The 15,188-nt window shown below is 70.1% G+C and carries 13 protein-coding genes and 2 tRNA genes; 12 read left to right on the forward strand and 3 right to left on the reverse strand.

Going from position 1 to position 15,188, the window contains the following annotated elements:
* The first annotated feature begins 230 nt into the window (after window positions 1-230).
* The 6 genes from FNH08_RS50910 to FNH08_RS25645 all read left to right on the forward strand — a co-directional run bounded on the left by FNH08_RS50910 (window position 231) and on the right by FNH08_RS25645 (window position 4,593).
* Window positions 231-395, forward strand: a complete 165-nt coding sequence (locus FNH08_RS50910) for a hypothetical protein (RefSeq protein WP_192583393.1) — start codon at window positions 231-233, stop codon at window positions 393-395.
* Window positions 396-454: 59 nt separating this feature from the next.
* Window positions 455-1,165, forward strand: coding sequence for a nicotinate-nucleotide adenylyltransferase (gene nadD / locus FNH08_RS25625; protein ID WP_152773904.1), 711 nt, complete (start codon window positions 455-457; stop codon window positions 1,163-1,165).
* 16 nt (window positions 1,166-1,181) lie between these two features.
* Complete coding sequence (locus FNH08_RS25630) at window positions 1,182-3,062, forward strand: LCP family protein (protein ID WP_322725361.1); 1,881 nt, start codon at window positions 1,182-1,184, stop codon at window positions 3,060-3,062.
* Window positions 3,063-3,182: 120 nt separating this feature from the next.
* On the forward strand, window positions 3,183-3,629 hold the full coding sequence (gene rsfS, locus FNH08_RS25635; protein ID WP_322725362.1) for a ribosome silencing factor: 447 nt from the start codon (window positions 3,183-3,185) through the stop codon (window positions 3,627-3,629).
* Complete coding sequence (locus tag FNH08_RS25640) at window positions 3,626-4,300, forward strand: histidine phosphatase family protein (RefSeq protein WP_322725363.1); 675 nt, start codon at window positions 3,626-3,628, stop codon at window positions 4,298-4,300. Before rsfS ends, FNH08_RS25640 begins: the two co-directional genes overlap by 4 nt.
* Before the next feature lie 220 nt (window positions 4,301-4,520).
* Window positions 4,521-4,593: transfer RNA gene (locus tag FNH08_RS25645), tRNA-Ala, on the forward strand.
* A 52-nt stretch (window positions 4,594-4,645) separates the two neighbouring features.
* Here the strand turns inward: FNH08_RS25645 and FNH08_RS25650 are convergent.
* Window positions 4,646-5,503: a helix-turn-helix transcriptional regulator gene (locus FNH08_RS25650; RefSeq protein WP_152773905.1), complete on the reverse strand. Its 858-nt coding sequence runs from the start codon at window positions 5,501-5,503 to the stop codon at window positions 4,646-4,648.
* 223 nt (window positions 5,504-5,726) lie between these two features.
* On the opposite strand from FNH08_RS25650, the gene FNH08_RS25655 reads away from it, so the two are divergent.
* From FNH08_RS25655 to FNH08_RS25665, 4 genes are all read left to right on the forward strand, one after another.
* Entirely contained in the window at window positions 5,727-7,091 is a 1,365-nt protein-coding gene (locus FNH08_RS25655; protein WP_322725364.1) for an MFS transporter, read from the forward strand.
* 69 nt (window positions 7,092-7,160) lie between these two features.
* On the forward strand, window positions 7,161-7,334 hold the full coding sequence (locus FNH08_RS50915; RefSeq protein ID WP_194238612.1) for a hypothetical protein: 174 nt from the start codon (window positions 7,161-7,163) through the stop codon (window positions 7,332-7,334).
* 3 nt (window positions 7,335-7,337) lie between these two features.
* A complete protein-coding gene (locus FNH08_RS25660) occupies window positions 7,338-7,571 on the forward strand; it encodes a hypothetical protein (RefSeq protein WP_152773907.1) in 234 nt (77 codons plus the stop codon).
* Window positions 7,572-7,772: 201 nt separating this feature from the next.
* Window positions 7,773-7,845 (forward strand) — tRNA-Ala (locus tag FNH08_RS25665).
* Window positions 7,846-7,991: 146 nt separating this feature from the next.
* Here the strand turns inward: FNH08_RS25665 and FNH08_RS25670 are convergent.
* Window positions 7,992-9,608, reverse strand: a complete 1,617-nt coding sequence (locus FNH08_RS25670; protein ID WP_322725366.1) for an NADH-ubiquinone oxidoreductase-F iron-sulfur binding region domain-containing protein — start codon at window positions 9,606-9,608, stop codon at window positions 7,992-7,994.
* Entirely contained in the window at window positions 9,605-10,990 is a 1,386-nt protein-coding gene (locus tag FNH08_RS25675) for a cytochrome b/b6 domain-containing protein (RefSeq protein ID WP_152773908.1), read from the reverse strand. Before FNH08_RS25675 ends, FNH08_RS25670 begins: the two co-directional genes overlap by 4 nt.
* 425 nt (window positions 10,991-11,415) lie before the next feature.
* Between FNH08_RS25675 and leuS the strand changes: the two genes are divergently transcribed.
* Entirely contained in the window at window positions 11,416-14,304 is a 2,889-nt protein-coding gene (gene leuS / locus FNH08_RS25680; protein ID WP_152773909.1) for a leucine--tRNA ligase, read from the forward strand.
* Between the two features lie 186 nt (window positions 14,305-14,490).
* The coding region (locus tag FNH08_RS25685; RefSeq protein ID WP_322725368.1) for a hypothetical protein at window positions 14,491-15,188 on the forward strand (698 nt) is incomplete at its 3' end.

The raw sequence follows: 15,188 nt of genomic DNA on the forward strand, positions 1-15,188 counted from the left end.
GGCACATGTTTCCGGGCGGGAGTCCTTCGTACGTCCCGCGCGGTCTCGGTGACCTCCTGGGGCGTGGGCTCGTACGGCCATGAATACGGACGCGGTGGCGGCCCCGTTCACCGGCTGCCGGGCGGCGGTCCCCGCCAACGGTGGAGTCGGGGTGATCGCGGCGGAGGCGCCCGCATACGATGGCCCGGAGTCTTTGTCCCGATCCCACACCCGGATAGGTCCAGCCGACGATGAGCTTCCACAGCACCGCTGCCCAGTTGGTCACTCTCGCTGCCGAGGGCGAGGAGCACGGTGGCAACCACGAGAGCCTCAGCCCCTACCTGACCGGCGGCGGAGCGCTCTTCGTGCTGCTGCTCCTGCTGTGGATCACCACCCGCTTCAACCGGGACCGCTGAATCCGCGCAAAAGGACGTTCGACCGGAGCTCGTCGACCGGGCCGGTAGGGTCTGCATGCATGGGAGAGCAGGAAATGCCTACCGGTCCGCAGCACACCAAGGCGAACGGTCCGGCGCAGGAGACGGAGCACGACCCGGCGATAGGCCAGGTGCACGCCCCCGGAAACGGCCCGTCCGCCCCGGGCCGGCGACGCCTCGGCGTCATGGGCGGAACGTTTGACCCGATCCACAACGGTCACCTCGTCGCCGCCCAGGAGGTCGCCGCCCAGTTCCATCTCGACGAGGTGGTGTTCGTACCCACCGGCGAGCCGTGGCAGAAGTCCCACCGCGCGGTCTCCCCGGCGGAGGACCGCTACCTGATGACGGTCATCGCGACCGCCGAGAACCCGCAGTTCTCGGTCAGCCGCATCGACATCGACCGCGGCGGCCCGACCTACACCACGGACACCCTGCGCGAGCTGCGGGCGCTCAACCCCGACACGGACCTCTTCTTCATCACCGGCGCCGACGCGCTGGGCCAGATCCTCACCTGGCGTGACACGGACGAGTTGTTCTCCCTCGCGCACTTCATCGGCGTCACCCGGCCCGGCCACACCCTGGCCGACCCGGGCCTGCCCGCGGGCGGTGTCTCTTTGGTCGAGGTTCCGGCGCTGGCCATCTCGTCCACAGACTGCCGTGCGAGGGTCGGGAAGGGCGATCCCGTCTGGTATCTGGTGCCGGACGGTGTGGTGCGCTACATCGACAAGCGTGAGCTGTACCGCGGCGAATGAGCCGAGAGGGGCACCGGTGAACGACCGATACGACGCTGGCTACGGGGGCGACCAGTACGAACTCGTCGGCTACGACGAGTTCGGGCAGCCTGTGTACCGGCAGGTGCCCACCCAGCACTCGCCGCAGGGAGCCACACAGGGCTACGACCCCTACGGCACGCACCCCCAGCAGCAGCCCCAGGGCTACGGCTACGACCCGTACGCGACCGGCGGCCAGCAGGCCCCTGCCTCGTACGACACGGGCCGGCAGCAGCCGGTGGCCTCCTACGACACGAGTCAGCAGCCGTCCGCCTTCAACGACCCGTACGGGAGTTCTCCCGCCGACGGGGCGGCGGGGGCCGGTTCCGGCTACGACCGGTACGACCCCTACGGGCAGGCCGCCGGCACCGGACAGCAGTCGCGAGCCGCCGGCCAACAGCCCCATGCCGCCGACCAGACCGCCTACATCCCGCACCAGGCAGGGCCCACCGGGGCACCGCAGGGGAGCGGGGCGGCACGGCCGGGTGACGGGGCCGCCGGCGCCCAGGCCACCGATGGCCGGCCTCAGAACCGACCCGTCGACCCTTCGGGCGAGCAGGCCGGTGACCGTGACTCCTACGGCGACGAACGGGACTACCGCACCGAGCAGTTCGCCTTCGTCGAGGAGCCCGACGGCAACTCCGAGGACGTCATCGACTGGCTGAAGTTCACGGAGAACCGCACCGAACGCCGTGAGGAGGCCCGGCGCCGGGCCCGCAGCCGGATCGTCGCCCTGGTGGTGACCTTCGCCCTGGTCGCCGTCGGCGGAGTCGGCTACCTCTGGTACGCGGGCAAACTGCCCGGGACGCTCTCGGAGGACAAGGCCAACACCACGACGGCCGCGGGTGCCCAGAAGCGTGACGTCCTCGTCGTCCACCTGCACAACACCGCCAAGGGCGGCACCTCCACGGCACTGCTCGTGAACAACACCACCACCAAGCGCGGCGCCACCGTCCTGCTGCCCAACTCCCTCGCCCTGACCGACGACGACGGCAATACCACCACCCTCGCCAAGTCCGTCGAGGACGACGGTTCCTCCGGTACCCGGGACGCACTCGACACCGTCCTGGGCACCAACATCGAAGGCAGCTGGCGCCTCGACACCCCGTACCTGAACAACCTCGTCGAACTCGTCGGCAACATCGACGTCGACACCAACGCCGCCGTGCCCGACCCGGAGGCCAAGAAGAAGGGCGAGGCACCCCTGGTCGCCAAGGGCAAGGCGCAGACCCTCAGCGGCAAGATGGCCGTCGCGTACGCCACCTACCGAGCCCCCGGCGAGTCCCAGAACGCCCAGCTGCAGCGGTTCGGACAGGTCATGCAGGGCGTGCTGCGCAAGCTGTCCTCCGACCCGCAGGCCGCCACGACCACCGTGCAGACGCTGGCCCAGATCCTCGACCCCCCGCTGACCGACAACGACCTCGGGACCTTCCTCGCGGGGCTCGCCGACCGGGCCAAGGGCGGCGACTACGAGACCGACCTGCTGCCGGTCCAGCAGGACGGCATCCTGAGCACACAAGCCTCCGACAGCGTGGTCAAGGACGTGCTCGGCGGCACCGCGAAGAGCCCCGACGCGGGCGACGCCGTCCGCGTCGGCATCAGGAACGCCACCGGCTCCAAGGACGCCACCGAACAGGCCCGCGTGGTCCTGCTCAACGGCGGCTACACCTTCCTCGACGCCGGCACCGACTCGGCTGCCCAGGCCGCGTCCCAGGTCACGTACGCCGACTCCGCGAGCAAGAACGACGCCGTCGAGGTGGCCAAGACCCTCGGCCTGCCCGCCGACTCCGTCAAGAAGGGCAAGACCACGTCCAACGCCGACGTCTCGGTCGTCCTCGGCCAGAACTACAAGGCGACCACCTCGGGCTCCTCGGGGTGACCGGGCCCCCGAACGGGTGATCGACCGGGTGGGCGTTAACCCGTGGGGTGCCCTCGCCGGTCCGTGAGACCCTTGAGGTAGCCCTTGAGGGTTCACTGACCGTCGACCGAAAGCCTTGTAGTGACCGCAACCGACCGATCTCTCGAGCTCATCAACACCGCCGCCCAGGCGGCCGCCGACAAGCTCGCGCACGACGTCATCGCCTACGACGTGAGCGACGTACTGTCCATCACGGACGCCTTCCTGCTCGCCTCCGCCCCCAACGACCGTCAGGTCAAGTCGATCGTCGACGAGATCGAGGAGCGGCTGAACAAGGAGCTGGACGCCAAGCCCGTGCGACGCGAGGGCGACCGCGAGGCCCGCTGGGTGCTCCTCGACTACGTCGACATCGTCGTGCACGTCCAGCACAGCGAGGAGCGCGTCTTCTACGCCCTGGAGCGGCTCTGGAAGGACTGCCCCGAGCTGGAACTGCCGGCCGACGCCAAGGCGACCCGAGGCAAGGCCGAGGAGCATGCCAGGGTGCTGGCCGCCGAGGAGGCCGCCGACCTCGGCGGGGAGCTGCGGTGAGCGCCGCCCCGGGGACGGAGGCGGCCGACCGGAAGGAGCGTGGTCGCCGCGTCATCCTCTGGCGCCACGGCCAGACCTCGTGGAACCTGGAGCGCCGCTTCCAGGGCACCACGGACGTCGAGCTCACCGAGACCGGTGTCGGTCAGGCCCGCCGCGCCGCCCGGCTGCTCGCCTCCCTGAAGCCGGACGTGATCCTCGCTTCCGACCTCAGCCGCGCCGCCGCCACGGCCGCCGAGCTGGCCCTGCTCACCGGCCTCGACGTGACGCACGACGAGGGGCTGCGCGAGACCTACGCGGGCGTCTGGCAGGGACTGACGCACGAGGAGATCATCGAGCGGCACGGCGAGGAGTACGCCGCGTGGAAGCGCGGTGAGCCGGTCCGCCGCGGCGGCGGCGAACTGGAGACCGAGGTCGCCGACCGCGCGGCCCCGGTGGTACTGCGGCACGTCGACAAGCTGCCCGCGGACGGCACCCTCGTGGTGGCCAGCCACGGCGGCACCATCCGCACCACCATCGGACGTCTCATCGGCCTGGAGCCCCACCACTGGGAGAGCCTTGGCGGCCTCTCCAACTGCTGCTGGTCCGTCCTCGGCGAGGGCGCCCGCGGCTGGCGCCTGCTCGAGCACAACGCCGGCACCCTGCCGGAGCCGGTGCTCGGCGACGACGACTGACGCCCCCGGCGGAGCGGCCGCAGGACGACCGGCACGCTCCGTGGGACGGTGGATCGGGGCGGTGGAGGCGATCTTCGCAGCGGCCCGCCGAACCCCCTTCCAGCCGGGCCAGTGAGCCCTGGGACCGGATTTCACTTTCCGGCTGATCGCAGGCTAGAGTTCTTCTTGTTCACCCCGCCGAGCGGGGCGAAACACCAGGCGGCTTCGCCGCGTGGCACGAGGGGCTATAGCTCAGTTGGTAGAGCGCCTGCATGGCATGCAGGAGGTCAGGAGTTCAATTCTCCTTAGCTCCACAGATCGACACTCTTGAGTTGTCAAGGATCAGTACCGAAGATCCCGTTCCCGTCAGGGGAGCGGGATTTTTCGTGCGCTACGCCGTCTCTCCAGCAGAGCCACCTTCTCCCGGGTGTCCGCGTCCTCCGGTGTGTACGTCACGATCCGGCACTCCGGCATCCCGTCGATGGACAAGGACAGCGAGGACATCCGCAGCTCGCCCACCGCTTCGTGCCGGAAGGTCTTCACCCTCCGGCCGGGCGGCGAGACGTCTCCGCTCGCCCATAACTCGGCGAAGTACGGGCTGGCGGTGGACAGCCGGCGTATGAAGTCCTCCCAAGCCGGCTCACCCACGTGTCTGCCGTACCCGGACCGCAGCGTCGCCACCATCAGCGGCAGCTCCTTGTCCCGGTGCACCACGGGGCACCGCTCCTCGTCCACGGTGAACAGCGCCCACAGGACGTTGGGCACTCCGGTCCTGACCGGCGCCGGTATGAGGAACAGCTGCCGGTAGGCGGGGTTGGTGGCGAGGACGTCGTACCGCGAGTTGTAGACCACTGCCGGATGCGGGTCGAGGGCGTCGATGATGCCCTGGACCTCCGGGCCGACGGTCCGGGTGAGCGTCTCCGGGCCGGGCTCGTACGGCACCTCGGCCAGGTGGTACAGATGCTCGCGCTCCGGGCGGTCCAGGCGCAGGGTGCGGGCCACCGCGTCCAGGACCTGCGCCGAGGCGTTGATCGGCCGCCCCTGCTCCAGCCAGGTGTACCAGGTGACGCCCACTCCGGAGAGCTGCGCGACCTCCTCACGGCGCAGCCCAGGCGTGCGCCGCCTCATGCCCGGAGGCATCCCCACGTCCGCCGGTGTCACCCGGGCCCGCCTGCTGCGCAGGAAGGCGGCCAGCTCCGGCCTGCGGCGCTGTGCTGTCGCCATCGCTTTCCCATCCCCCGTTCCCATCGTCGGTCCGGGTCCCGCTCGCTGCCAGGTGCTGTCAGTACCAGCACCGGCGGGCTCTCGGCACCCGTATCCGGCCGTCGTCAGGCTTCTGCGCATGACGACGACAACCCCCGCGGGCCCGAATCCCGCAGCCGGTCCACGTCCTGGAACAAGTAAAGACCCCGGCACTGACAATCGGCCCCGACGGCTCCTCGCGGTCGTGCTCGCCGCTCAGTTCATGGCCCTGCTCGACGTGTTCATCGTGAACGTCGCGGTGCCCACGATCGGTTCCGAACTCCACGCGTCCGGCGCCGCGTTGCAGCTGGTGGTCGCCGGGTACTCCATCGCGTACGCCGTCCTGCTGATCACCGGCGCCCGCCTCGGCGACCAACTGGGCCACCGCCGGGTCCACCTGGCCGGGCTCGCCCTGTTCACGGCCGCCTCACTGGCCTGTGGACTCGCCCAGGGCACGGGCGAGTTGATCGCCTTCCGTCTGGTGCAGGGCGCCGGCTCCGCGGTGATGATCCCGCAGGTGCTCAGCCTGATCCAGCGCAACTTCACCGGCGAGGCGCGGGCCAGGGCGCTCGGCGCGTACTCCGCCGTCCTCGCGACCGGTGCCGCGGCGGGGCAGGTGCTCGGCGGAGTCCTGGTCAGCGCCGACCTGTTCGGCGCGGGCTGGCGCCCTGTGTTTCTCGTGAACGTGCCCGTCGGCATTGTCATCCTGGTCCTCGGCAGCCGCGTCCTGCCGAAGGACGACGTACGGGCCCCCGAGCGCTCGCGCGCCCTCGACGTGCCCGGGCTCGTGCTGCTGGCCGCGGCCGTCTCGCTGCTCACGGTGCCGCTCGTGCTCGGGCAGGAGGAGCACTGGCCGCTGTGGTCCTGGCTGTCGCTCGCCGCGGCCACGGTGCTCTTCACCCTGTTCTGCCTGTACGAGTCCCGTCTAGCCCGGCGCGGGGGAGCCCCGCTGATCGCGCCACGCGTGCTGCGCCATCCCGGCATCGGCCTCGCCGTCTTCCGGATCATGGCGGTGATGGCCGTCAACGCCGGATTCCTGTTCACCCTCACCCTGCACATCCAGGGCGGACTCGGCTACAGCGCGCTGCGCGCCGGACTCACCTTCGCGCCGACAGCCGTGGTCTTCGGTCTTGTGGGCCTGACCTGGCGCCACTGGCCCGCCTCCTGGCAACGCGCCCTGATCCCGTGCGGCTTCGCGCTCACCGCGGTGTCCGTGGCCGCCGTCGGCCTGGTGCTGCGCAACGGGGACGACGGCGGCCCCGGGCTGTACGCGGCGTTCGCGGGCGTGGGCGTCGGCCTGGCACTCGGCTTCAGTCCCACGCTCACCCAGGCGCTCGCCACGGTCCGTCCCGAGGACGCCGCGGATGCCGGCGGGCTGCTCGCGACGGTCACCCAGTTGGGTCAGCTGATCGGAGTCGCGGCCTTCGGCACACTCTTCCTGAACCGGCTTGAGTCACTTGGGGCCCCCGCGGCGTATACCTCTGCGGACGCCCTTCTCGCATGCATGTGCGCATTGGCCGGGACGGCATTCCTGGGTGCTGTGTCCGGACTGGTACGAAGGCGTCGCTGACCGTATTGGTCCGGTCGTGGCAGAATCAAACGGCCGGAAGGGGGCGCGGCCCGACGGGAGGGAGAAGCGATGCCTGGGAGCATCCGTGGGGAGGTCGGCGACCTCTTCGCAACGGCGGTGAGACGGAAGAAGTCCACCCTCCTGAACTGCCCTTCCTGCGGCTCGCTCCAGGTTGCCCAAGTCCTCGGCGACAACGGGGGGATCTCCTACGTGTGCACGACCTGCGGCCACAGCTGGAGCTGATCGATGGGTGCACACAGGAGGAAATGCGACTGGTGCGGCAGCGGTACGCCGATTGTCCGCGACATGGAACCCCTCAACCACGAGTACCAGTACTGGTGCGAGGAATGCGCGCGGGCGCTGATCATAAAAGGCGACCCGATCGAGACGTACCGCGAGCTGGAGGGTGAGCCGATCTACGGCCGGCTCCTCGAGGAGCACTGCACGCTCAAGCGGTTCTATTCGTTCGTGACGGCCTGAACGACGGGTGTGCCGGGGATTGTTGGGTCTTGGCCTCCGGCGGCGCGCAGAGGCCCTCTCCGGCGCGAGAGGGCATCACATGCCAAATCCGGACAGAACGGAAACGATTTGGTGGTGCACCCGTAGGACCGTGTAATGTTGGCGTCGCGCCAGGGAAACCAGGCGGACCGGTCAGTCTGCGGCTTCGCCGCATGGCCGTGAGGGGCTATAGCTCAGTTGGTAGAGCGCCTGCATGGCATGCAGGAGGTCAGGAGTTCAATTCTCCTTAGCTCCACAGAAAAGATCCCGTCCGATCAATGTGATCGGGCGGGATCTTCGGTTTCGGCGTGAGAGTGGGCCGCGGACGCAGGTCCCCGGAAGGGGAGCCCGACACGTCGTAAGGGGGGCCACCGTGACACGGCGGCCCCCCTCAGGACGTGCTCAGCGACCGCTGCCCAGGGCCCGGCGGCCGCGGCCCTGCGAGAGGACCGGCAGGTTGTTGCGGGACGGCGCGGAGCCGCCGTCCTCCTCGATGCGCAGGGCCAGAGCCGGGCAGCGGCGCACCGCGCGCAGGGCCTTCTGCTCGGCGTAGCGGGGTACGGCCGCCTGCGCGACGGTCGGGAAGCCGTCGGCGCCCAGTTCGAAGACCTCCGGAAGGATGTCCGCGCACAGGCCGTGGCCGCGGCACAGGGTCCAGTCGACGAAGATCTTCTGACGGCTGGAGCCGCTCTCCTCCTCGACCATTCCGCCCGGGATGCCCGTAGGGGCCCTGCCGCCCTCGAAGAGCGGCAGAACGCCCTCCACGGGTCTTCCGCAGCCGTTTCCGAGGACATGGGCCGCCAGGTCGTCCGTGAACGCCTTGATGGTCGACTCCAGGAACATCGCGGAGCCGTCCGGGTGCGAGCACGCGCCGCGCCGCTTCACGTTCTTGGCGACCTGCTTGAGGGCCTCCAGGGCGGCAGGGCCGCCGCCGTTGAGGATGTCCTCCATGCCGCGTGCGGCCGCCGGCAGACCGAGGTAGCAGGGACCGCACTGTCCCGCGCTCTCCTCCGCCAGCCACTTCGCCACCTGCAGTGACTCGCCCAGCGGGCAGGTCTCCTGGGTGATCGGGAGGATGGCGCCCGCGCCGAGCGCGCCTCCCACCGCGTCAAGGGAGTTGCGCGAGACGACCGCCTCGTTGACGGTCGCCGCGTCGATCCACTTGCCGTGGTAGCCGCCGGTCAGCACACCCTGCGGGACCGGCGGGGCGCCGGCGAGCTGCAGGACGTAGCGCAGCGGCACGCCCGTGGGCGCCTCGATCACCATGGGGCGGGCGACCGCGCCGGAGACCGTGAGCATCACGGTGCCCGGCTCGTCGTACAGGCCGGTGTTGCCGTAGCGCTCGGAGCCGATGCGTGCGGCGATAGCGAGCTGGGCGAAGGTCTCGGCGTTGGAGAGCAGCGTGGGCGCGCCCCCGACACCGCTCCGCGACGCACTGGTCTTGCGGCCGGGCGGGATGGCCGGGCCGCCGTCGATGGAGCGGATCAGCGAGGCGGCGGCTCCGGTGACCATGCGTACCGGGTTGCGCTGCACACTCGCGCGGATGGCCGCGCCGCGCCGGTTGTTCAGTCCGCGCTCGGAGAGGGCGGCCTCCATCGAGCGCTGGGTGGATTCACGTGTCACCCCGACGACGAGCTGGCGGGCGCCCAAGGCCTCGGCGACCAGCAGCGCGCCGTCCAGGATGAGGTGCGGGGCACGGTTGATCAGCACCGTGTCCTTGCGGCAGGCAGGCTCGTCCTCGCTTCCGTTGACGACGACCACCGGCCGGATGCCGCGCTTGATCGCCGACTCGGCGACCGAGCGCAGCTTCTTGTGGAAGGGGAAGCCCGCGCCGCCGCGCCCCTTCAGGTTGATCCGCTCGGAGAGCTGGGCGAGTTGCTCACCGCCCATGGGCTCGAGCGGACCGTGCACCTTGAGGTGCATAGGGAGGTCGAGTCTCTCGACGAGGTCGAAACCCGAGGTGAGCTGTGGGAGCCCCACCACACGGACTTCGGGGACGTCGGGAAGGGCCTCGTTCACTTAAAGCCTCCGGAAGGCGCGTTCCAGGGTTCGCCGGAGCCCGGCGTGTCGTAGTCGTACGCGCCGGGCAGCGTTTCAGTGGCGGGACCGCTGTTGTACGTGTCGTTCGGGTTGTACGTGTCGTAGGGGGTGTTCGTTTCAGCCGTTCCGTAGGAAGTTTCCGGAGTCCCTCCGTAGGTCTGGCCGGGGTACGTCTGGCCGGGGTACGCCTGACCTGCGAACGTCTGGCCCGCGAACGTGTCCTGCATCGGGTCGTACGCCGACGGCGGCGCCTCGCCGACCGGCGGCGGGGACGGGGCCGGCCAGCGGGTGCCCGTGGTGGAGCCGTCGTCGTAGCGCGGAATGGCCTCGGTGGGCTGCATGTCCAGCGGCATGTCCATGCGCTGGGTCGGCTGGGGGGTCAGCGGGTCCTGCGCGCGCGGGGAGGCCGACACGGCACGGTAGGCGGCCGCGAAGCCGGGGCCGGGGTCCGGTGCGTCGGCGCGCGAGGCGGACTCGTACAGGTTCGGTGACGGTGTCCGCGGCGGCGGCACCATCGTGTCCCCCAGGGGGCTGCCTCCGCGCGAGCCCATGCCCGGCAGGGGCGAGTCGCCTCCGCGGCCACGGCCGGGGTCTCCGCCGAAGGCGGACGCTCCGGCCATCGTGTCGGCCATCCGGGCACGGCTGGCGTCGAGGTCCTCGCGGCCCGGCCGGGTGTCGGTGCCGAGCACGGCGACGATCTGGTCGGCCACCCGGCGCTTGAACGGGCGGGGGGCCGCGCGCAGCATGAGGGCGCCCGCGACGCCGACGAGGCACACGCTGTAGAGGATCACGAAGACAGGCTTCGCTTCGCGACCCGCGTAGAGTCCGTGGACCAACGCGAAGCACCAGGCCGGGTAGGCCAGCATGTGGAACACGCGCCAGCGCGCCGCGATGTCCGCCCGGCTCATGAAGGCGCTGCGGAGCGCGCCGGTGAGGGCCGTGGTGATCATGAGCAGGCCGGCGATCGAGCCGAAGCTGATGAGTACCGCCGTGCCCGTGAAGCCGAGGCTGAAGGGGATGAGCGCGGCGTAGAACGGCGCGTGCTCCAGCACGATCTTCACCGTGACGTGCAGCAGCAGGAAGGCGACCGAGGCGACCGCGGTCGTGCGGTGCACGGCCTGCGCCATGATGCGCTGACGCGTGTTGAGGAACAGCCGGTCGCTGGCGACCAGGCCCCAGATCACCGAGCAGGAGAGGGCGACCAGCGACAGCACGCCGGCGCCGAAGTCGAGGAACTCCCGGACTGCGTCACCTCCAGCCAGCACGATCACGGGTATGAGCAGCAGAGCGGCAGCGGTCGCAACCCCATAGGCCGAGCGGCCCGTCCTGGGGAGCGTGCTGTTACTACTACGAGGGTTCATGGGGGCAACTCCGAACGGTTCGGGAAAGCGGTCCCGTGACTCGCACTCTAAGTGGAGGCAAACCGAGCGGTACGAGGTTTGAGTTATTGCCTCGTTATCAAGGGGCAATCTCACATTGGTGATGCACCTTAGTGACCGGTACGCGAAGTAACTTTTGAATAATGTTCAACTTCTTTGGCCGGTTCTGATGGCCGACACTCGGTGCTCGCGCCTCCGCGGAAGCTCGTCGCGGCGCGCGCGGGGGCTGCGGTACCCTGACGCTATGCGTGCCGTACGCCTTCTGCTTAGCGGGCCGCGCTGACCAGTCCCGACCGCGGGTGAAACGTGGTCGGAGTCAGCGCGGCGTCCCCTCCTGTGTGAGGGGATTTTTCGTTTCCTGAACGTCACAGTCGCTGGCAGAGACGATCGATGGAGCTTTGAGGATCATGAGCGAGACGAACCCCGCTGCCGCCGCTGCCGTGTCGGCGGAGGCCGCGCCGCACCGCTACACGGCCGCCGTCGCGGCCGAGATCGAGGCACGCTGGCAGGACTTCTGGGACGCCGAGGGCACGTACGAGGTGCCCAACCCGACGGGCGACCTGGCGGGCGCCCCGGAGCAGGCCGCCAGGCCCAAGAAGTTCATCATGGACATGTTCCCGTACCCCTCGGGCGCGGGCCTGCATGTCGGTCACCCCCTGGGCTACATCGCCACCGATGTCTTCGCCCGGTTCCAGCGGATGACCGGCCACAACGTCCTGCACACCCTGGGCTTCGACGCGTTCGGACTGCCCGCCGAGCAGTACGCCGTGCAGACCGGCACGCACCCGCGCGTGTCCACCGAGGCCAACATCGAGAACATGAAGGTCCAGCTGCGCCGGCTGGGCCTGGGCCACGACAAGCGCCGGTCGTTCGCCACGATCGACCCGGACTACTACAAGTGGACCCAGTGGATCTTCCTGCAGATCTTCAACTCCTGGTACGACGACGAGGCCGGGAAGGCCCGTCCGATCTCCGAGCTGATCGCCGCGTTCGAGTCCGGTGAGCGCGCGGTACCCGGGCACACGCGCGCGTGGCACGAGCTGAGCGCCATCGAGCGTGCCGAGGTCCTGGGCGAGTTCCGCCTGGCGTACGCATCCGACGCGCCGGTCAACTGGTGCCCCGGCCTGGGCACCGTGCTGGCCAACGAGGAGGTCACCGCCGACGGCCGTTCCGAGCGCGGCAACTTCCCGGTCTTCAAGGCCAAGCTGCGCCAGTGGAACATGCGCATCACCGCGTACGCCGACCGGCTGCTGGACGACCTGGAGGCGCTGGACTGGCCCGAGGCCATCAAGCTGCAGCAGCGCAACTGGATCGGCCGTTCCGAGGGTGCCCGCGTCGACTTCCCGATCGACGGCGAGCGCATCACGGTCTTCACCACGCGCCCCGACACCCTGTTCGGCGCGACCTACATGGTGCTGGCGCCCGAGCACCCGCTGGTCGAGAAGTTCACCCCGGACGCCTGGCCCGAGGGCACACACCAGGTGTGGACCGGCGGTCACGCCACCCCGGCCGAGGCCGTCGCCGCGTACCGCGCGCAGGCCGCCTCCAAGTCGGACGTGGAGCGGCAGGCCGAGGCCAAGGACAAGACCGGCGTCTTCATCGGCGCGTACGCGACCAACCCGGTCAACGGCGAGCAGGTCCCCGTCTTCATCGCCGACTACGTGCTGATGGGCTACGGAACCGGCGCCATCATGGCCGTCCCGGCGGGCGACCAGCGCGACTTCGAGTTCGCGCGCGCCTTCGAACTGCCGATCCGGTGCATCGTCGAGCCCACCGACGGCCGCGGCACCGACACATCGACATGGGAAGACGCCTTCGGGTCGTACGACGCGAAGATCATCGGCTCCGCCAACGACGAGGTCTCGCTGGACGGCCTGGGCGTCGTCGAGGCCAAGGCCCGCATCACCGAATGGCTGGAGCACCGGGGCGTCGGCGAGGGTACCGTCAACTTCCGGCTGCGCGACTGGCTGTTCAGCCGCCAGCGCTACTGGGGCGAGCCCTTCCCGATCGTCTACGACGAGGACGGCGTCGCCCACGCGCTGCCCGAGTCGATGCTGCCCCTGGAACTGCCGGAGGTCGAGGACTACTCCCCGCGCACCTTCGACCCGGACGACGCCGACACCCAGCCCGAAACCCCGCTGTCCCGCAACGAGGATTGGGTCAACGTCACACTGGACCTGGGTGACGGCCGGGGCCCGCGCACATACCGGCGCGAGACCAACACCATGCCCAACTGGGCCGGTTCCTGCTGGTACGAGCTGCGCTACCTGGACCCGCACAACAGCGAGAAGCTGGTCGACCCGGCCGTCGAGCAGTACTGGATGGGCCCGCGCGAGGGCACACCGCACGGCGGCGTCGACCTGTACGTGGGCGGCGCCGAACACGCCGTGCTGCACCTGCTGTACGCGCGCTTCTGGTCCAAGGTCCTGTACGACCTGGGGCACGTCTCCTCGGCCGAGCCGTTCCACAAGTTGTTCAACCAGGGCATGATCCAGGCGTACGTCTACCGCGACAGCCGCGGCATCGCCGTACCGGCCGCCGAGGTGGAGGAGCGCGACGGCGCGTACTACTACCAGGGCGAGAAGGTCACCCGCCTGCTGGGCAAGATGGGCAAGTCCCTGAAGAACGCCGTCACTCCGGACGAGATCTGCGTCGAGTACGGGGCGGACACCCTGCGCCTGTACGAGATGGCGATGGGCCCGCTGGACGTGTCGCGGCCGTGGGACACGCGCGCGGTGGTGGGCCAGTTCCGGCTGCTGCAGCGACTGTGGCGCAACGTCGTGGACGAGACGGCCGGCGAGGTCACCGTGGTGGACGCGGAGCCCGGTGAGGACACCCTGCGGGCGCTGCACAAGGCCATCGACGGTGTACGCCAGGACCTGGAAGGCATGCGGTTCAACACCGCGATCGCCAAGGTCACCGAGCTGAACAACCACCTGACCAAGGCGGGGGGGCCGGTCCCGCGTTCCGTCGCCGAGCCGCTGGTGCTGCTGGTCGCGCCGCTGGCCCCGCACATCGCCGAGGAGCTCTGGCGCAAGCTGGGCCGCACCGACTCGGTCGTCCACCAGGACTTCCCGGTCGCCGACCCGGCGTACGTCGTGGACGAGACCGTGACCTGCGTCGTGCAGATCAAGGGCAAGGTCAAGGCACGCCTGGAGGTGTCGCCGTCCATCTCCGAGGCGGAGCTGGAGAAGGTGGCGCTGACCGACGAGAAGGTCGTCTCCGCGCTGGGCGGTGCCGGGATCCGCAAGGTGATCGTGCGGGCGCCGAAGCTGGTGAACATCGTCACGGCCTGAACACGCTCGGTGGCCGGGTAACCGGCTCGACCCGCACGCCGGCCCGGCTCACCGAGGGCCTGCGGACCGGTCGGGGTGATCCCTTACGGGCAGGTTCGGGGTTCTGCAGGAACTCCGGGCCTGCCCGTTGCGTTTACCGTGGAAGAACAGCGCAGTAGCTGCCGAGCGGGTCGGAGGAGGAGCGTCGTGGAGGCCGTGATCGCAGTGGTCGCCCTGATCGTCGTGCTGTTCCTGGTGCTGGGGGCGTACGCCACGGTCAAGGTGGTCGGTGCCGCCAAGCGCGGTGTGGACCGCACGATCGAGCAGGCCCGCCGCACGGTCGAGGACACCACGTTGCGGGCCAAGAGCTTCGCCCAGCCCGGCGCGGCGGGTCAGCTGGCCGATCTGCGGCTCAGGCTGCGCTCGACGATGCGGGCCACCCAGGACGCGCTGCACGCGGGCGTGGGGGAGGACGAGTCCCTGAGGGAGTCGCTGGGCCTCTTCCAGCGTCTCAGTGCGCACGGGCACGAGCTGGACGGCGAGCTGAGGCGCCTGGAGTCCGATCCGGACCGCGCCAAGCTCACCGAGCGCCTGCCGGACCTGCGCGAGCGCACCGAGCGGATCATCAAGGCGGCGGACTCCCTGCGCTGGGCGGCGCACGACCGGGCCCGCCGCTTCGCGGACGACGACCTGGACACGCTCAGCGCGCAGATCGACGTCGAGGCGGGCGCGCTGCGGCACTGGATGACGGAGCCCACGTCATCGGCCGGGGCACACGGCCCGCCCTCTTCCCCTCCGCCGTCGTGGCCCGAGGCCCCGGCACCCGAAGCCGCCGACTCGACTGGGCAGACCTGGCCGGAGACCCCCCGGTCCCGCACTGCCGACGAACCCACGCGGCCCGCGAT

This window comes from Streptomyces spongiae (genome assembly GCF_009377185.1).
In the GTDB taxonomy this organism is placed as follows: domain Bacteria; phylum Actinomycetota; class Actinomycetes; order Streptomycetales; family Streptomycetaceae; genus Streptomyces; species Streptomyces spongiae.